We start from the raw sequence: 17,123 nt of genomic DNA, 5'->3' as shown, positions 1-17,123 counted from the left end.
CCGGGCCGGAGCGGACCCTCCCGCGCGCGCCTCAGACCTTGCGGTAGGCGTACGCCTCCGAGGCCGCGGCCGCCACCGCTTCGAGATCCGCGCCGGTGCCCGCCGTGACGAGCGCGGCCACCGCGCCCTCCACGAAGGGCGCGTCCACGAGCAGCGTCCGCTCCGGCAGCCCGTCGCCCTCGGCGAGCAGGGCCTTCACCGTGAGGACCGCGCTGCCGAGGTCCACCAGGACGGCCACGCCGGCCCCCGCGTCGACGGACCTCGCCGCCGCGGCGATCAGCTCGGAGCTCGTACCGAGGCCGCCGTCGGGCGTGCCGCCCGCCACCGCGAGGGGCGCCGGGTCCCCGCCGCCGGCCAGCCCCCGGGCCAGCTCCGCCACCGCCGTCGCGACGGCCGCGCTGTGCGAGACCAGCACGATCCCGACCCGCTCCCCGCTCATCCGGCCGCCACCTCCTCCAGCGCGGCGAACAGCAGCGCCGAGGAGGTCGCCCCCGGATCCTGGTGCCCGACCGACCGCTCGCCGAGATAGCCGGCCCGGCCCTTGCGGGCCCGCAGCGGGACCGTCGCGGCGGCGCCCGCGTCCGCCGCCGCCCGCGCCGCCGCGAACGACTCGGGCAGGGCCGCCACCGCCGGGGTCAGCGCGTCCAGCATCGTCTTGTCGCCCGGCGCGGCGCCGCCGAGCTGCCCGACCGCGGCGACCCCGGCCGCCAGCGCCCGCGCGAGCCCGTCCCGCGTGACCTCCCCGGCCTCGCCGAGCTCCTTCCCGGCCCGCCGCAGCAGCGTCCCGTAGAGCGGGCCGGACGCGCCGCCGACCGTGGAGATCAGCAGCCGCCCGGCGGTCACCAGCACCGCCCCCGGCGTCCCGGGCGGCTCCTTCGCCAGCTCCTCGGCGACGGCCGCGAACCCGCGCCGCAGATTGGCCCCGTGGTCCGCGTCGCCGATCGCCGAGTCCAGCTCGGTCAGCCGCCCGGCCTCACGCTCCACCGCACCCGCCGCCGCCTCCATCCAGCGCACCACGAAAGCGGCGCCGTACGACTCCGTCATCGCCGTCCCCTCTCCCACGGCCCCTCACCGGCCCCAGCGCAGGGCGGGCGTCGCCACCGGCGCGTCCCACAGCCGCAGCAGCTCCTCGTCGGCCGCGCACACCGTCACCGAGGCCCCCGCCATGTCGAGCGAGGTCACGTAGTTCCCGACCAGCGTCCGCGCCACCGGCACCCGGCGCGCGTCCAGCACCCGCCGCACCTCCGCGTTGAACCCGTACAGCTCCAGGAGCGGCGTCCCGCCCATCCCGTTCACCAGCAGCAGCACCGGATCCGACGGCCGCAGGTCGTCGAGGACGGCGTCCACGGCGATCTCGGCGATCTCCCGCGCGGTCATCATCCCGCGCCGCTCCCGCCCCGGCTCGCCGTGGATGCCGACGCCCAACTCCAGCTCCCCCGGCGGCAGGTCGAAGGTCGGGCTGCCCTTCGCCGGCGTCGTGCAGGAGCTCAGCGCGACCCCGAACGACCGCGACCGCGCGACCACCCGCCGCGCCAGCGCCTCCACCCGCTCCAGCGGCGCCCCCTCGTCGGCCGCCGCCCCGGCCAGCTTCTCCACGAAGAGCGTGGCCCCGGTCCCGCGCCGCCCCGCCGTGTACAGACTGTCGGTCACGGCCACGTCGTCGTCGACGAGCACCGTCGCCACCCGGACGCCCTCGTCCTCGGCGAGCTCGACGGCCATCTCGAAGTTCAGCACGTCGCCGGTGTAGTTCTTCACCACGAACAGCACCCCCGCCCCGCTGTCCACCGCGGCCGCGGCCCGCACCATCTGATCCGGTACGGGCGACGTGAACACGGCCCCGGGGCAGGCGCCGTCCAGCATCCCCGGCCCCACGAACCCCGCGTGCAACGGCTCGTGCCCCGACCCGCCCCCCGACACCAGCGCGACCTTCCCCGCCACCGGCGCGTCCCGCCGCACCACCACCCGCCGCTCGACGTCCACGGTCAACTCGGGATGTGCGGCGGCCAGCCCCCGCAGGCCGTCCTCCACGACGGTCTCGGGCACGTTGATCAACATCCTCATGGACATCTCCCGGTGAGGTTGACGGACAGGCGAATGAGCGGGCTTCTCGCGGGTCGGAGCAGGAAGCACGGGTCATCGATCGCGGCGGCCCACGACGCTCGGGCGCGGCTTCGCGCGGTACCGGTGCCGACCCGTCACCGGCTTTCCGGCGGGTCGTCAGGCGCGACGGGGGGAGGGTGCTCTCTGCATCTGTGCATGATGACGCAATTATCGGAGAGGGGGCGCGGTCGCGCACCGGTGCGTCGCGACCGGAAGCGGCCGGTTCCGCGTCGAGGGGCTTCGTGCGGCGGCGAAGCGGTCCGGGGAGCACGGGGGAGCGTCCGTACCCGTGGGCGCGGTTCGGCGGAGGCGGGCGGCTTTTCGCGGAGGGGGTGGTCCGGAAGGTCGTGGGGAGTTCACCGGCGGCGACTCCCGCGAGACGTCCGGCTTTTCCTTTCCCAGGGTCCGTGGTGCTTCGTCGGGCGTGAGTTCCTCGCGCGGAAGTCGGCCGGTGACCGGCTGAGGAACGACCGGTCGGGGGACGCGGGCATCGCGGGGGAGGGCGGTGATCGTGCTAATTTTTTCGATGGCTGAAGTGTTTTGTTCGGGGTGTCGCAGGGAGATCCGGTTGAGCAGCGACGTACAGGAATTCGTCGACCAGTACCGCAGGGGCAACGAGGGGCGTGACCCGTTCGACGATTGCCTCCTGCGTGCGGGAGGGATCGCCAGCTGGGGCTACGACGAGGGGCACAGCGAGTTCCTGTCCACGGCCATCGCGGAGGCCATGCGGCTGGCCATGGCGCGGGGGAGGGTGATGTCCGTCGCGGATCTGAGGATCGACGCCGCGAGGGACGAGGGCTCCCGTCGGGCCGGGACGCGTGCGGTCCCGGGGTCGGAGGACTGGCCGGCTCCGGTCGGTCAGGGCGCTCGGTCCTGGAATCGGCTTTTTCTCGATTCCGGCCCGGAAGAGATTCGCCTGCACATGGGGCGGGCGGAGGGCGTCCTGGCGGAATTCTGCGTCGAGATGCAGGAGCGGCACCCCGGTGTGCCGTCTACTTTCGGAACGGCCACCAGGAAATTCGTCAATCCCGTGACGGGTGCCACGTTCTACGGGATCGCCTGAGGGGAGAGGACCGTGGGGGGTCCCGAGTGCTCGGGACCCCCCACTCCTTTATGCGGGAATCGCGCGGTCAGTGGCCCTTTCGGGACCTCAGCCGCCGCTCACGGGGTAGGCGCTGTTGATCAGACCCGTCTGGGGGTCGAAAGCGATCTTGAGGAACTTCTCGCCCTCCGTTCCGACGACCCTGCCCATGTCGAAGACCTTCGCGCCGGCGTCGGAGGAGGGAAGGGGCGTCCTGGTCCACGCCTCGTCGATCAGGTCGAACACCTTCTTGGGGTCCTTCTCCAGGAAGACCGTGTGCTGCAGCCTGTCGGGGTTGGGGCGGGTGTGCTCCAGGACGTGCTCGATCTTGTGCGGCTTGTTGGCCTTCTTCGAGGGGCCGTAGGTGAGGCCTCCCGGCGACACGAAGTAGTCGCCGCCCATGTCCTGGAAGCCGATGGGACACGTGGTGTTGTGGACCAGGACGGGAGTCTCTCCCGCGAGCACGTAGTAGGTGTGCAGGCCGCTGACCGAAAGGTTGTAGACCTGCTGGATCCGGCTGGTCTCCCGCGTCTCCACCACCGTTGCCGCGGCGCCCCCGGGCGTACGGACCGTGTCCCCCGCGACGATGCTCTCCGCGAGCTCCCAGCCGTTCCGGTTGGCGGTCCAGATCGGGTGGGCGGCGGTCGCGGTGAACGTGCCGGCGGCCTTTCCTCCCGGCCCGTCCTCGTCGACGGTGATGCTGACCAGGTCCTTCAGCGCGGTGCTGGAGAAGACCTGGTCGACGGAGCGCGATCCGGTCTCCCGGGTGAGGGGGTCGGAGGCGAGGACGCGGTCCCCGACGGCGAGGTCCTCGATGGGCTTGCTGGAACCGTCGGCCAGAAGGACGGGCGTCCCGGGGGTGAAGCTGTTGCACTGCTTGAGCGCCTTGCTCCCCTTCCCGAACATCGACTTGAAGAAGCTGCCGGCCTTGTCGCCCCACTTGCCGAACTTGACGCCGCTCGCGGCATAGCCGGCGGCCGGGATCGCGGCGGCGCAGGAAAGCGCGGCGTCGCCGAGCGCGTCCTTCGAGCCGGTGGCCGCCTCGCCGCCGTACCAGGCGCAGTTCGCCCCGTCCGCGGCTTCCCCGAGACCCGGGATCAGGCCGAGGACGTCGAGCGCGAAGTGCCCGCCCTCGGAGAAGACCTTGCCCCAGTCGATGTCCTCGGACCGGCTCAGGTAGTCGTTGAACGCCTTGACGTCCTCGTTGAAGTCCCGGGCCTCCTCGTCCTTGAGCTTGGCGAGGTCTTCGGCCTGCTGCTTCTTGACCGCGACGATGAGGGCGTCCTTGGCGGCCTGCTGCGCGGCCGCGGAGTCCTTGCCCGCCTGCTCGGCCGAGGCGCGGGCCGCGCCGGCGGAGGCCCAGGCGCTGCTTGCCGAGCGCTGCGCGGAGGAGGCGGAGGACTGCGCCTGGGAGGCGGAGTTCGTCGCGCGGACGGCCGCGTTGTGCGCGCTGGCCTCGGCCTTGCGCGCGGTCTGTGCCGACTGCGCGGCCTGGGCGGCGGACGCGGCCGCCGCCGTGGCGGCGGCGCGGGCGTCGTCGGCGTACTTGCCGGCCTGCGTGGCCGACGCCGCGGCCTGCCGGGCGTACTCCTCGGCCTCGGCGGCCGCCTTGCGGGCCTCGGCGGCGACCTTGGCGGCCAGGGCCGCCTGCTGCTGGGCGGTGGCGGCGGTGCTCGCGGCTCCCGCGATCACCTTCTGGACGCGTGCGATGTGGGTGGCGCCGAGCTGGTCCTTGCGCAGGGCGCGGTACTGGCCGACCTCGATGAAGGTGTGCAGCAGCTCCGGCGGGCCGGCCAGTGCGGCCTGCGCGGCCGACTTGACCTCGGCGGTGCCGTTCTCCATGAGCTGGACGGCGCGGACGCGTTCGTCGCTGGTGCGGGCGTCGTAGTAGCCGGTGGAGACGAAGTCGCGCAGGGCCTGGGTCGTCTGGGCTTCGAGGGCGGCCTGGGCGTACTTCCTGACGTCGGGGCCGGCTCCTTCCATGAGCTGGACGACGCGGACGCGGTAGTCGCTGGCGGCCGCGGTGTGCTGCCCGGTCTCCAGGAACGCGCGGAGGGTGGCGGGGTCGCCGGCGAGCGCGGTCTGGGCGGCCGTGCGCACCGCCGCGTACTCGGAGTCCCAGGCGAGGCGGGTGACGCGGTCGGTGTGGTCGTACTGGTCCGCGAGGGCGCGGCCGGTGCGGACGTACTCGACGACGTCGCCGTCGGATCCGGCGAGGGCCACCTGGGCCGCTGTGGCGGCCCAGGGTCCGCGGGTCCTGGCGATGTGCAGGGCGACCCTGCGGGCCTTGGGGGCCAGGGCCGGGACGTCGGCGCCGGGCTGGGAGACCTCGGTGGCGAGCTGCTGGGCCTCGGTCTCGTTCCGGCGGGCCTGCTCGGCGTCCTGCTGCGCGGTCGCCTTGCGTTCGTCGACGGTGATCTTGGCGGCCTTGGCCTCTTCGACGGCGGTGGTGGTGCGGTCGGCGAGTTCGGCGGCCTCGACCTCGCGGGCGAGGTCGAAGGTGGTGCGGGCCTTGGCGACCGCGGCGGTCGCGGAGTCCGCGGCGGTCTTGGCGGCCTGGGCGTGCTTGGTCGACTCGGTGGCCGCGGTGGCGGCGTCCCCGGCGTGGTCGGCCGCGGCGTCGGCGGCGGCGGCCGCGTTCTCGGCGTGGGTCGCGGCCGCGTTGGCCGCGTCGCGGGCCTCGAAGGCGGCCTTCGCGGCCTTGCCGGCGAGGCTGGTCGCGCGGTCGGCCGCGGCACCGGCGGCGGCGGCGTGGCGGCGGGCGTCGGCGGCGGCGGCCTTGGCCCGCTGGGCCTGGGCGCTGGAGACGTTGGAGTAGCCGCCGGCCCTCTCCGCGGCGTCCGCCGCGGCGTTCGCGTTGACGCCGGCGCTCGCCGCGGCCTTGGCGGCGTTTCCTGCCTCGGTGGCGGCGGTGCCGGCGAACTGGGCCGCCTGCGCGGCCTTCTTGGCGCCCTCGGCGGCCTTGCGGGCCGTGTCGGCGGCGGCTCGGGCGGCGGACGCCTTCGAGGCGTCGGTCGCGGCGGCGGCGGCCGCGTTGCGGGCCTGGGAGGCGGCCTGGGCGGCGCCCGCGGCCGCGGAGGCGGCCTGGGAGGCGGCGTTGGCGGCGATGCGCGCCGAGGTGTTCGCGGCGCGCGAGGAACTGATGGCCTCCTGGGCGGCCTTGGCGGCACCACTGGCGTAGTCGGCGGCGCGGCCGGCCGCCTCGGAGGCGTCGATCCCCTTCTCCTTGGCGGCCGCGGTCTCGGCGGCGGCCTTCTCGGCCTCCAGCTTGGCGAGGGCCGTCGCGTCGATCGCGCGCTTGGACGCCTCCTTGGCGGCCTCCGTCTCCTTCTTCGCCCGGCGGCCCGCCTCCTCGGCGAGGGCGGCGAGTTCGGAGACGGTGGCGAGTTCCTGGTCGCGGGTCCGGGCGATGTGCTGGCCGACCTCCAGGAACTCGCGGACGTCCTGGATGTCGCCCTTGAGGGCGGTGGTGGCGGCGTCGCGCACGGCGGGCCCGCCGGTGCTCATGATCTGGACGGTCTGGACGCGGTCGTCCTCGTCCTGGGCGGCGTACTGGGTTTCGGCGATGAAGGTCCGGACGTCCTCGATGGTGCCGTTGAGGGCCTTGGTGCCGGCTTCCTTCACGCCGCGGCCGCCCGCGGACATGATCTGGGTGGCCCGGACGCGCTGGTCCTCTTCGAGGGGCGCCTTCCAGCCGTCCTTCAGGAAGGCCTCGAGCTCCGCCGGAGTGCCGCCGAGGGCCTGTTCGGCCGCCGCGCGCACGGACCTGCCGCCGGCGGAGTGGATCTGAAAGGCCGCCACCCGGCTGTCACTGGCCTGCTTGACGGCGTTCTCGTGGTCGAGGAACCGCCGCACGTCGGCGTCGGTGCCCGTCAACGCCACTTCGGCGGCCGCCTTCACGCCGGGACCGCCGGCCCTCCACAGCTCGACGACCCGTCCCCGGTCCGTCGCCGGGATGTCGGCCGGAGCCTCGGACGACGGGGCGTCGACCGCCGCGGCCCGCTGTATCGCGGGGGCGGGACCGATGCCGCCGACGAGCAACGCGAGCAGAAGACTCAGGCATATGACGCGAAACGATGGCGAAGACGGCGGAAAGCCTGCACTTGCCCCGTTCCCCCCACGCCCCCGCTCGCCTTTGCGGCGCTCTGAAGCCTTTCTGAAACGCAAACTGGAACCCCGTCTCAACGGACGAACCCTCCCCGGAAATGCTGGACCCCCGCTGCCAGCGCGACTGATGGAGCGCACAGCATAAGGTCCCGCCGGCAGGCGCCGAACAGCCCCCTCGGTGGCCCTATCATGTCGTTGATCAGTGCAGACATACATGAGTCGAAGTCGTGCCCAGCCTCTGCGCAGGGTCGGGTACCGCCCTGGAGGGCCAGCTCCAGGCGTCGCGAGACGGTGCGGCAGCCCTGCCTCCGTGGATCGCCCTTGTGCTTTACTTCCGCCAAGCGGAGGGGGACCGCTCGTTTCATGTTTCAGGGAGGGGAGAACAAGATGGCGATATCGCCTACCCGTAAGACCGTCGCTCTCGCAGTCGCCGGCGTGGCGACCGCATGCCTCGCGGCGGCCACCATGGCCACCGGCGCCCAGGCTGCTCCGCAGGCCGTCGCCGCCGTCACCACGGCCGAGTCCACCACGGGCATGCCCTCGTTGGTTGAAGACTTCAACTACCCGGACGCCGCCGGGATCCTCGAGCAGACCAAGCTCAAGCTGCTCCGCGGCGACGGACACATCGTGGTCGCCACCTGCGACGCGACCGCCAACCAGATCACGATCTGGAGCCGCACCAGCGACGCCGAGGACAAGTTCTGCTTCCGTGCGACCGCGGCCACCGGCTTCCTCACGCTGGAGGTCCCGGAAGTCTTCGCCCTGCAGACGACCGACCACCCCATCAGCGCCGACCTGACCGCCGCCGGCAAGGCCCAGACGGTCAACGTCGCCAAGGACAAGATGGTCGGCGTCGGCGAAGGCCTCGGCGACGCGCCGACCACGCTCGTCGAACTCCGCATCACCGGCTGACACGCCCGGCCCGGCCGGCGGACCCCCACCCGGACCCGGCACGCGCCGGGACGGGCCCGGGACGTCGCCCGCCGCAGCGCCACGGGCGCTCAGCCCAGGCCGCCCGCCTTCCCAGGGCACCCACTGCTTCCCGTCCACCGGCCGAAGACCCGGCGGCGCGCCTCGACAGCGCTCCCCGTCCTCCGCCGCGGACGGACCCGAACCACCTCCAGGAGTTCGCCATGTCCCACGCGCGCACCCGCGCGACCTGGATCGGCGGCGCGGCCATCGCCGCGCTGGCCACCAGCCTCGTCAGCTCGCCCTCCCAGGCCCTGCAGAGCGTCGACTCCGACGCCGCGGCCCACCCCTACAGCGCCCACATCCTCGTCGGCGACTCCGACCGCGCCTGCAGCGGCGCGCTCGTCGCCCCGCAGTGGGTCCTCACCTCCAAGAGCTGCTTCGCCGACGCCTCCGGCGTCGTGCCCGGCAAGCCCCAGGCCGCCACCAAGGTCACGGTCGGCCGCCCCGACCTCACCCAGACCGGCGCCGGCGCCGCCCGCACCGCCACCGCGCTCGTGGCCCATCCCGACCGCGACCTCGTCATGGTCAAGCTCTCGGCCCGCGTCAACAACGTCCAGCCCGTCGCCCTCGCCGCGACGCCCGCCGCCGGCGGCCAGGAGCTGCGCGCGGCCGGCTACGGCCGCACGAAGACCTCGTGGGTCCCCGACCGCCTGCACACCGCCGCGTTCACCGCCGGCACCGTGGGCACGACCTCGGTCGACCTCACCGCCTCCACCGGCGCCGGCCTCTGCAAGGGCGACGCCGGCGGCCCCGTCGTGCGCGTGAACGGCACCACCCGCGAGCTCGTCGCCGTCGTGGGCAAGTCCTGGCAGGGCGGCTGCCTCGGCACCGACTCCCTCGAGACCCGCACCGACGCCGTCGCCACGCGCACCGACGACGTGCGCACCTGGGTCACGGCGACCGCGTTCCGCGCGCAGGGGGACATGACCGGCGACAAGACCGCCGACCTGACCGCCATCTGGAACGACAGCACCCTGCACTCCTACGCCGGCCTCGGCAACGGTCAGCTCGGCAACCAGGTCCCCCTCTTCGGCGGCACGACCTGGGCCACCATCAAGCACCTGACCAAGGGCGACCTCACCGGCGACGGCATCGCCGACGTGATCGCCATCTGGGGCGACGGCACCCTGCACTACTACCCGGGCAAGGGCGACGGCACCATCGACGGCCCGCGCACCATCACCCTGGGCGGCGCCACCTGGGCGCCGATGAAGAACATCACCGCCGGCGACTTCAACAAGGACGGCGTCGACGACCTGATCACCATCTGGGGCGACGGCACCCTCCACCTGTACACGGGCAAGGGCGACGGCCAGCTCAACAACGGCATCACCGTCGCCCAGGGAGCCGCCACCTGGCTCACCGTCAAGCACATCGCCGCCGGCGACTTCACCAAGGACGGCGTCGCCGACCTCATGGCGATCTGGGAGGACGGTTCCCTCCACCGGTACACGGGCAAGGGCGACGGCCAGCTCAACGCCGGCACCACGATGATGGGCGGCACCACCTGGTCCACCATCAAGCACCTCACCGCCGGCGACTTCAACGAGGACGGCGTCGCCGACCTGAAGGCCGTGTGGGGCGACGGCACCCTGCACTACTACAGCGGCAAGGCCGACGGCACCCTCAACAACGGCACCACCGTCACCGTCGGCGGCGCGACCTGGGGCTCCGTCAGGCAGTTCGCCTGACCGCTCCCCGCCGCACCACCGCCGAAGGCCCCGGGCACACCCCGGGGCCTTCGGCCTTCCCGCGCACCCGTGCGCTCCGCGGCGCGTCTCCCGCCGGTCCGGCGCCCGCGGCCCCCGTCACCGGCTTCGGCGCCGGGACGGGCGGCAACGACCCGATCGGCGGGCACGGTTCGTCAGGAGCGGGGATACGGCTACCGGGCATCCGGATCCGCCCGGGCGGGCGACGCGGGCGCGGGCGCGGGGCGAGGGGCCGCCGAGGCCGTTCCCCCGGGTGCCCGCGAGGAGCGGCGCGCGAAGGCGAGGAGGGCGCCGAGCGCGGTGAGGAGAGCGAGGGCCGCATAGCCGTGGGCGAGCGTCGCGACGGTCGCCACGGCGGCCACGAGGAGGGGGCCGCCCGCGTCGCCGAGTTCCCGGCCGAGTTCGGCCGCGCCCATGGTCTGGCCCATGCGCTCCTCGGGGGTGCCGGCGGCGAGGGCGGCGAAGCCGAGGGGGGTGATGAGGCCGGTGCCGGCGCCGATCAGGGCGGCGGCGGCCAGCAGGCCCGCCAGGCCGGGCAGCGCGGCGCAGGCCAGACCGGCTGCGGTGAGGGCCAGGCCGGAGGCGAGGCCGGTTCCGGTGGTGAGGCGGCCGGCGTCGAGCGCACGGCCCGCAGCGGGCTGGACGAAGGCGGCGGTGGCGGCGAGGACGGAGACGGCGGCGCCGGTGGCGATGGTGCCGAGCCCGGCCACGGCTCCGGTGACGGGCAGGAAGCCGACGCCGACGGAGAGGGCGGCGGTGGCGGCGGCGAGGGCCGCGGTGGGGCCGAGGAAGACCGGGTCCGCCAGGCGCCGCGCGAGGTCGAGGACGGTCTGCCGCCGCTTGGGCAGGGGCGGTGCGGCCGGGACGGCGACGGCGGCCCAGAGGGCGACGGCGGCACCGAGGGCGGCGAGCACGACGAACAGCAGGCGCAGGCCGCCGGCCCAGACCAGGAGGCCGCCGAGGAGGGGGCCGAGGGTGTAGCCGATGGACTTGTGGAAGCCGTAACTGCCGAAGGCCCGCCCGCGCTTGGCCGACGGGTTGAGGCGGGCGACGAGAGCGGAGGCCGAGGGGGAGAAGGCGGAGGCGGCGGCGCCCTGTCCGAGGCGGGCGGCCCACAGCCAGCCGGGACCGTCCGCCATCACGTAGAGGGCGGAGGCGCCCGCGAAGGCGACGAGGCCGCCGACGAGGACGGGTTTGGCGCCGATCCGGTCGGCGAGGGTGCCGAAGACGGGCTTGAGGACGACCTCGGCTCCGTCGTAGAGGGCGAGCAGTCCGCCCAGGACGAGCAGGGAGGTCACGGCGTCGTCGGAGAAGCCGCCGAGGTTGGCGGCGATGCCGTGCGCTCCGAACGCGGTGGTGAAGCCGGCCGCGTACAGGGGCCACATGCGGTGCGCGGGCGGCACCTCGGCGGGTGCGGTGGCGGTCATCGGGGGTCCTCCGCGGTCTCGTGCAGGGCGGTGAAGACCCGTTCGGCGTAGTCCTCGCAGACGGCGGCGCAGGTCTTGAGCCGGGCCGCGGCCCCGGCGGCCTCGGGGGCGCCGAAGACGTCGCGCGCGGTCAGGTCCCGGTGCCAGCGGCGCAGCCGCTCCAGGGACTGTTCCTCCTCCTCCAGTTCGGCCAGGGTGAACTTGGCGGTGCGGATCTCCTTGGCGATCTCGGCCTCGAACTTCCCGCAGTCGGCGAGGAACTCGGCCCAGTCCGCCGACCGGGCGGCGTTGAACAGGTCCCGGAAGCGGGCGGCGTCATCCGGACCGCGCCCCGTGGCGTGGAGGCTGAGGGCCTGTCCGCCGGCCTTCTCGGTCAACTCCAGGGCGCGGGACACCCCGTCGGCGAAGACGGGCACGTCGGGGACGGCCCAGACGCCCTGCCCGATCGAGAGGGCGCCGATGCGGCGCAGCTCGCGCCAGACGGCGACCCGGTGGCGGGACGGTTCCGCGGGGACCTTGACGACGAGCACGAGCCACCGCTCGCCCGACGCCGATTCACTCTTCGACACGACGGAGAATGTAGCAGCGGTTACATCATTCGGTGTGTTCCGCGTGACCTCCGATCCGCGGGAGGGCGGGGGCGCGGGGCCGGGGCTCGGCGGACGGGCTCTCCACGAGGCGTGGCACGCCGTCCGGTGATCGGCGCACGCGGCGCAACGCGCGCGGGAGTGGCACGCGGAGGAAACCCCGGTCGTCCGGGAGGCGCTCGACCGGGCGGGTCTGCGGCCCGGACGGATCGACGCCGCCGCCGCCGTCACCGCCGGCCCCGGCCTCTCCGGGGACCACCAGGTCGGCCTGGCCGGGGCGAAGACCCTCGCCTACGCGGCCGGGGCGCCGCTGTACGGGGTGCACCACCTCGCCGGGCACGTCGCCGCGGACACCCTGGAGCACGGACCCCTGCCCACCCCGTGCGTGGTCCTGATCGTCTCCGGCGGTCACACGTCCCTCCTGCTCGTCCGGGACCTGGTGCGGGAGCCGATCCCGCACCCGGGCGACACCCTCGACGACGCGGCCGGGGAGCGCTTCGACAAGGCCGCCCGCATCATGGGCCTGTCCTGCCCCGGCGGGCCGGCCATCGACCGGGCCGCCCGGGACGGGAACCCGCGCGCCGTGGACTTCCCCCGGCCCCTCACGCGGCCCGGCGACGACCCGTACGCCTTCTCCTTCTCCGGGCTCAAGACGGCCGCCGCCCGCTGGGTCGAGAAGCACCGGGCGCAGGGGACCGAGCTGGCCGTCGCGGACGGGCCGCCGCCCTCCGGGAGGCCGTCGCCGACGTCCTGACCCGCAAGGCGCTCGCGGCCTGCGGGGCGTACGACGTGAAGACGCTGATCGTCGTCGGCGGCGTCGCCGCGAACTCACGCGTCCGCGGCCTGGCCGAACGGCGGTGCGCCGCCGCCGGGATCGAGCCGCGCGTGCCGCCGATGACGCTGTGCACGGACGACGGCGCCATGATCGCGGCCGTCGGCGACCTCCTCGTGCGCTCCGGCGCCGGACCCGCCCCGCTGGACGTGTCGATCGACCCGTCCGCGCCGCTGGAGCACGCCTCCCTGACCCCGCTGTCCGCGCCCCCGGCGAGAGCCGCCCGATGCCCGTCCCCGTCCGGCCGGTCTCCGGGAGCCGCCTGATGCCCGTCCCCGTCCGGCCGGTCTCCGGGAGCAGCCTGCTCGCGTACGCGGACGGCGTCCGTGCCGTGCACGCGGACGCGTTCGGCCCCCCGCCCCGGTGCGAGGGACCGGAGCGGGCCGGCGCCCACGGCGTCCGGGTCGTCACCGCCACCGCCGAGGACGGCGCGGACGAGGCCCCGGCCTTGGCCACCGCCGTCCGCGACCGCCTCGCCGACACCCCGGCGGAACCGCCCCGTCTGATCGCCACCGGGACGGGTGTCGCCACCGGGACGGATGGCCGCACGCGGTGACGCCGGAGCGGGGTGAGCCGCTCGTCCCGAAGCTCAGTCGCCCGTCGCCCCGTCGGTCCGTTCCCGGAGGAAGTCGGCGTGGCCGTTGTGGCGCGCGTACTCCTGGATCATCAGCAGGTAGATCCAGCGCAGGCTGAGGGGCACCCCGTGAGAGGACACGAAGGTCTCGTCGAGGCCGCGCCCGGCCACCGCCGCGTCGCACGCGTCGAGTTCGGTCCGGAACCGTGCGAAGTCCCCCTCCGCATCGGCCGGACGCACTCCTTCGAGTCCCTCGTCGCCGTCCGACGGGCCGGTGAAGACGTCGCCGACGTCCTCACCCGCGAAGCTCCGCCGGAACCACCACCGCTCCACCTCCGCCATGTGCCGGACCAGGCCCAGGAGGGTGAGGTTCGACGGCTCCACGGTCGTCCGGGCCAGCTGCTCCGGTGCGAGCCCGGCACACTTGGCCAGCAGGGTCTCGCGGTGCCAGACCAGCCAGCCTTCCAGCATCCGACGTTCGGTCACGGTGCCGAGGTCGCCCAGCTGCCCGGCGCGCTCGACCGGTGGCACGGTCCATGTCATAGGACCACCCTGCCCCGCCGCCGGGAGGGGTTCAAGCCGGCGAAGGGACGGCGGGGCCGGGCCGGCCGACACCGGCAGCGCACGGACCGCAGCCGCCGTGCCGCCGACGGCCGCCGCCTGTCGGCGCGTGACCGGGTCGGGCACCGGCGGAGACCGGCTTGATCATCGGCCGCGTCTGCTCCAACCTGTATCCGGAGACGGGGGGTTGAGGATGCGGAAGACGAACGGGCGGAGAGCGTCGCCCTCATGGGCCGTGCTCCTTGCGGCGGTCCTCTCGGCCTGCGGCGAGCAGGGACCCGATCCGGAACGGGTCGCTTCCTGGCGGGAGGACTACTGCTCGGACCTGGCGGCCTGGCAGCGGATCACCCACGACCCGCCGGTGAAGGGGTACGGCAACGAGCCCGTGCTCACCGCTGCGGCGGTGATCTCCGCGGCGAAGGTCATCGACCGGGAGCACCTCGACCACGAGGGCAGCCACATCCTGAACGACACCGCCCAGGCGGTCTCGCACCAGGACCGGGAGGCGGAGAAGCGAGTGTCGGCGTACTGCGACGCGGTGGGCTTCGAGACGCTGATGAAGTACGGCTGAGCTCCTCGTCCCTCCGCTCGCGCGGGGCGGGACCCGGCGGCGTTCCGGCTCCGGCGGACCCCAAGGAGGCGGCGCTCATGCCGCCCCCGTGGCGGCGGTCCGGACGAGGCGGCGCGTGGAGGCCTCGGAGGTGAAGGACGGGGGCGGTTCCGGCACGAGCGCGGTCCGCTCGAACAGTTCGCCGATCTCGTCGAGCGCGGCCCACGGGTGTTCCGCGCCGAGTCGTGCCGGCTCCTCGTCGGGCATGCCGAGCACGGCCTCCCGGCCGATCACGCGGTGGCGCGGCCACTGCCGGATCCGGACGCGGGCGATCTCGGCGGTGGCGGCGTCCTCCATCAGGCCGTCGAGGGCGACGGCTCCCCGGCCGCGCGGCCGGGCGCCGAAGGAGCGCGGGACCACGGCGATGCCGGTGCGCACCCCTTCGGCGGCGGCCGGGACGCCGGGGCGGGGGTGTGGCTAGAGTGCGCAGGTGGCGTCGTACAGCATCGGGCAGGCCGCGCAGCTGCTCGGAGTGAGTTCGGAGACCGTCCGCCGGTGGGCGGACGGGGGCAGGCTCGCCGTGGTGCGCGACGGAGCCGGCCGTCGGGTGATCGACGGCGTGGCCCTGGCCGCCTTCGCCCGGGAGCGGGGGGCCGGGCTGCACGCCGTGCCGGAGGACGACGTGCCGACGTCGGTGCGGAACTCCTTCGTGGGGATCGTCACCGCCCTGCGCGTCGACGACGTGGCCGCGCAGGTGGAGGTGCAGGCGGGGCCGCACCGGCTGGTGTCGCTGGTGACCCGCGAGGCCGTCGAGGAGCTGGCGCTCGACGTCGGCGTCACGGTGACGGCCCGGGTGAAGTCGACCAGCGTCCACATCGACCTGCCCTGAGGCGCGGGGCGTCAGCGGCTCAGGAGCGCGGCGCGCAGGTCCAGCCGGTCGTCGAGGCGGGACAGGTCGCGGCCGGTGAGGGTCTCGATGCGTTCGACGCGGTAGTGGACCGTGTTGACGTGGACGTGGAGGGCCTCGGCGGTCCGCGTCCAGGAGCAGTCGTGCGCCAGGAAGACCTCCAGGGTCTCCCTCAGCATGGTGCCCGACCCCCGCCCGGCCCTCGTCAGGGGGCCCAGGACGGTCTCGCGGTAGACGTCGCGCACGGAGGCGGGCACGCCGGCGAGGAGCATCGCCAGCCCGTCGAGGTCGCGGAGCCGCGCGACGCGCGAGGCCGGCGCCCCGGTGGTGCGGGCCCCCGCGAGGGCGTAACGGGCTTGGGCGAGGGCGGTGTTCAGGCCGTTCGCGTCGGCGGGTTCGCTCAGGCCGATGTGCCAGGTGCTCCCGGGCCGGCAGGACCGGATCAGGCCGGCGGCCTCGCGCAGTCGTTCCGCCGTGGCGTGCGCCGTGTCGTCGCCGTGCGCCAGGACGGCCGTCGCCGCGTCGTCGTCGCCGAGGGCGACGGCGAACGCGGCGGACGGCAGGTGTCCGAGGGCCTCGGCGAGCGCGGCGACGCCGTCGGCGCCGGCGTTCCCGTCCGGTTCCAGGGCGGCGGCGACGACCGTGTAGGAGGGCCGGTCGGCCAGCCCGCAGGAGGCCAGCGCGCGCTGGAGCCGGCCGGGGTCGGCGCGCGGCGTGCCGATGGCCTCCAGGAGCCGGCCGGTCGCGGGGCCGCGCCCGGCCCGTTCCCCGTCCTGCCGGCGGCGGTGGCGGCCGAGGAGTTCGGCTATCTCCTGGAGGACCCTCGGCGGCACCTGCCCCTCCTCGGGCAGGTGCAGGTACCAGGTGTCGAAGTCGGTGCCCTCGGCGTCGATCCGCAGCGTGGTGCCGCGTGCGCCGCCGAGGGCCTCCCTCGCCTCCCGGGCGGGGAGGCGGGGGGCGTCGCCGGTGCGGGCGACGGTGCGGCCCGAGGCGGTGAGGAGGTGGCAGGCGGGCGCGCCGAGGTGGGCGAAGGCGCGGTCGAGGAGTTCACCGGCCGTCGCGCGGTGCTCCAGGGCCCGGTCGAGGTCCAGGCGGACGTTCTCCGGCAGGGCGTGGTGGCTCGCGGGATGGCGGTTGAGCTCGGCCCACTGGCGCAGGTAGACGGCTTCGGTGATGGCCCGGAAGCTGGTGTGCGGGGGCACGGCGATGAGCGGGACGCGGTGCCTGCGGCAGGCGTCGGCGAGTTCTCCGGGGACGTGCCCGTGGGTCTCCTCGCCGGCCAGGAGCGCCACGGCCCCCGCCTGCCGCAGGGCGGAGACGAAGCGCTCGGTCTTGGCCGCGGCGCCGTCGCGGTTCCACCAGACGAGTCCGCTCAGCACGACCTCTCCCGGTTGGAGGAAGCGCGCCGGGTCCTCCAGGTCGGTCGCGGTGACCCCGGCGATCTCCTGGCCGAGCAGCGCCTCGTCGCCCCAGACGAGGAAGAGGTCCAGACGGTCGAGGCGGAGGAGGTGGTCGACGTGCATGCGGGGCTCCCTGCTCGGTCGCGGGCCGGAGCCCATGCTCACATTCACGAGGAGAATGCGAGTCGCTGCATCGTAAGTGCCCAGGTCCAGGCGGAAAACGCCTCTTGGTCGATCCTCCAGGGAGGAGGGCTGTCCGAGGGCCGTTTTCCGGGTTCCCCTCCAGTCGTGCCGGGGGTCCGTCCCGGGCTTCACT

Annotated in this window: 15 protein-coding genes and 1 pseudogene; 7 read left to right on the top strand and 9 right to left on the bottom strand. The window is 74.6% G+C overall.

The window, feature by feature from the left end:
- Nucleotides 1-31: 31 nt before the first annotated feature.
- The 3 genes from IE287_RS19920 to dhaK are packed head-to-tail and all read right to left on the bottom strand — an operon-like array spanning nucleotide 32 to nucleotide 2,061.
- Nucleotides 32-439: a PTS-dependent dihydroxyacetone kinase phosphotransferase subunit DhaM gene (locus tag IE287_RS19920; RefSeq protein WP_189850452.1), complete on the bottom strand. Its 408-nt coding sequence runs from the start codon at nucleotides 437-439 to the stop codon at nucleotides 32-34.
- Nucleotides 436-1,044: a dihydroxyacetone kinase subunit DhaL gene (gene dhaL / locus IE287_RS19915; protein WP_189850451.1), complete on the bottom strand. Its 609-nt coding sequence runs from the start codon at nucleotides 1,042-1,044 to the stop codon at nucleotides 436-438. The genes IE287_RS19920 and dhaL overlap by 4 nt, the downstream gene beginning before the upstream one ends.
- A gap of 24 nt (nucleotides 1,045-1,068) precedes the next feature.
- A complete protein-coding gene (dhaK, locus tag IE287_RS19910; RefSeq protein ID WP_189850450.1) occupies nucleotides 1,069-2,061 on the bottom strand; it encodes a dihydroxyacetone kinase subunit DhaK in 993 nt (330 codons plus the stop codon).
- Between the two features lie 607 nt (nucleotides 2,062-2,668).
- Here dhaK and IE287_RS19905 point away from each other — a divergent pair.
- A complete protein-coding gene (locus IE287_RS19905; protein WP_189850449.1) occupies nucleotides 2,669-3,163 on the top strand; it encodes a hypothetical protein in 495 nt (164 codons plus the stop codon).
- 87 nt (nucleotides 3,164-3,250) lie between these two features.
- On the opposite strand, the gene IE287_RS19900 is transcribed toward IE287_RS19905, so the two are convergent.
- The gene (locus IE287_RS19900) at nucleotides 3,251-7,222 is read right to left on the bottom strand and encodes a polymorphic toxin-type HINT domain-containing protein (protein WP_229883599.1); all 3,972 of its coding nucleotides are present in this window, start codon (nucleotides 7,220-7,222) and stop codon (nucleotides 3,251-3,253) included.
- 501 nt (nucleotides 7,223-7,723) lie between these two features.
- Between IE287_RS19900 and IE287_RS19895 the strand changes: the two genes are divergently transcribed.
- Together IE287_RS19895 and IE287_RS19890 are read left to right on the top strand one after the other, a co-directional pair.
- Nucleotides 7,724-8,200, top strand: a complete 477-nt coding sequence (locus IE287_RS19895; RefSeq protein ID WP_229883598.1) for a hypothetical protein — start codon at nucleotides 7,724-7,726, stop codon at nucleotides 8,198-8,200.
- 221 nt (nucleotides 8,201-8,421) lie between these two features.
- Nucleotides 8,422-9,951: an FG-GAP-like repeat-containing protein gene (locus IE287_RS19890; protein WP_189850446.1), complete on the top strand. Its 1,530-nt coding sequence runs from the start codon at nucleotides 8,422-8,424 to the stop codon at nucleotides 9,949-9,951.
- Between the two features lie 191 nt (nucleotides 9,952-10,142).
- Here IE287_RS19890 and IE287_RS19885 read toward each other — a convergent pair whose 3' ends face one another.
- Nucleotides 10,143-11,396, bottom strand: a complete 1,254-nt coding sequence (locus tag IE287_RS19885) for an MFS transporter (RefSeq protein ID WP_229883597.1) — start codon at nucleotides 11,394-11,396, stop codon at nucleotides 10,143-10,145.
- The gene (locus tag IE287_RS19880; RefSeq protein WP_189850445.1) at nucleotides 11,393-11,965 is read right to left on the bottom strand and encodes a Chromate resistance protein ChrB; all 573 of its coding nucleotides are present in this window, start codon (nucleotides 11,963-11,965) and stop codon (nucleotides 11,393-11,395) included. The genes IE287_RS19885 and IE287_RS19880 overlap by 4 nt, the downstream gene beginning before the upstream one ends.
- Nucleotides 11,966-12,140: 175 nt before the next feature.
- Here IE287_RS19880 and IE287_RS19875 point away from each other — a divergent pair.
- Nucleotides 12,141-13,081 (top strand): annotated as a pseudogene (locus IE287_RS19875) (tRNA (adenosine(37)-N6)-threonylcarbamoyltransferase complex transferase subunit TsaD); the annotation flags it as partial.
- Nucleotides 13,081-13,371, top strand: coding sequence for a hypothetical protein (locus IE287_RS19870; protein WP_189850444.1), 291 nt, complete (start codon nucleotides 13,081-13,083; stop codon nucleotides 13,369-13,371). The pseudogene IE287_RS19875 and the gene IE287_RS19870, both read left to right, overlap by 1 nt.
- A 33-nt stretch (nucleotides 13,372-13,404) precedes the next feature.
- Here IE287_RS19870 and IE287_RS19865 read toward each other — a convergent pair whose 3' ends face one another.
- A complete protein-coding gene (locus IE287_RS19865) occupies nucleotides 13,405-13,932 on the bottom strand; it encodes a DinB family protein (protein ID WP_189850443.1) in 528 nt (175 codons plus the stop codon).
- Nucleotides 13,933-14,185: 253 nt separating this feature from the next.
- On the opposite strand from IE287_RS19865, the gene IE287_RS19860 reads away from it, so the two are divergent.
- Nucleotides 14,186-14,521 carry a hypothetical protein gene (locus tag IE287_RS19860; RefSeq protein WP_189850442.1) on the top strand — a complete coding sequence of 112 codons (336 nt, stop codon included), beginning with the start codon at nucleotides 14,186-14,188 and terminating at the stop codon, nucleotides 14,519-14,521.
- Between the two features lie 75 nt (nucleotides 14,522-14,596).
- On the opposite strand, the gene IE287_RS19855 is transcribed toward IE287_RS19860, so the two are convergent.
- Entirely contained in the window at nucleotides 14,597-14,938 is a 342-nt protein-coding gene (locus tag IE287_RS19855) for a hypothetical protein (protein WP_189850441.1), read from the bottom strand.
- 52 nt (nucleotides 14,939-14,990) lie between these two features.
- On the opposite strand from IE287_RS19855, the gene IE287_RS19850 reads away from it, so the two are divergent.
- Complete coding sequence (locus tag IE287_RS19850) at nucleotides 14,991-15,389, top strand: TOBE domain-containing protein (protein ID WP_189850440.1); 399 nt, start codon at nucleotides 14,991-14,993, stop codon at nucleotides 15,387-15,389.
- An 11-nt stretch (nucleotides 15,390-15,400) separates the two neighbouring features.
- Here the strand turns inward: IE287_RS19850 and IE287_RS19845 are convergent, their stop codons facing one another.
- The gene (locus IE287_RS19845) at nucleotides 15,401-16,930 is read right to left on the bottom strand and encodes a PucR family transcriptional regulator (RefSeq protein WP_189850439.1); all 1,530 of its coding nucleotides are present in this window, start codon (nucleotides 16,928-16,930) and stop codon (nucleotides 15,401-15,403) included.
- Nucleotides 16,931-17,123: the final 193 nt, after the last annotated feature.

The sequence above is a fragment of the Streptomyces omiyaensis genome, assembly GCF_014650895.1.
Classification (GTDB): Bacteria; Actinomycetota; Actinomycetes; order Streptomycetales; family Streptomycetaceae; genus Streptomyces; species Streptomyces omiyaensis.
Note: the sequence above shows the minus strand (reverse complement) of the source record. Positions and strands in the feature narration are given on the sequence as shown.

Bases quoted from the DNA above. Each gene is read 5' to 3' on its own strand.
- dhaL (WP_189850451.1), bottom strand. From the start codon at position 1,044: ATGACGGAGTCGTACGGCGCCGCTTTCGTGGTGCGCTGGATGGAGGCG.
- IE287_RS19870 (WP_189850444.1), top strand. From the start codon at position 13,081: ATGCCCGTCCCCGTCCGGCCGGTCTCCGGGAGCAGCCTGCTCGCGTAC.
- IE287_RS19865 (WP_189850443.1), bottom strand. From the start codon at position 13,932: ATGACATGGACCGTGCCACCGGTCGAGCGCGCCGGGCAGCTGGGCGAC.
- IE287_RS19845 (WP_189850439.1), bottom strand. From the start codon at position 16,930: ATGCACGTCGACCACCTCCTCCGCCTCGACCGTCTGGACCTCTTCCTC.
- IE287_RS19885 (WP_229883597.1), bottom strand. From the start codon at position 11,396: ATGACCGCCACCGCACCCGCCGAGGTGCCGCCCGCGCACCGCATGTGG.
- IE287_RS19920 (WP_189850452.1), bottom strand. From the start codon at position 439: ATGAGCGGGGAGCGGGTCGGGATCGTGCTGGTCTCGCACAGCGCGGCC.
- IE287_RS19890 (WP_189850446.1), top strand. From the start codon at position 8,422: ATGTCCCACGCGCGCACCCGCGCGACCTGGATCGGCGGCGCGGCCATC.
- dhaK (WP_189850450.1), bottom strand. From the start codon at position 2,061: ATGAGGATGTTGATCAACGTGCCCGAGACCGTCGTGGAGGACGGCCTG.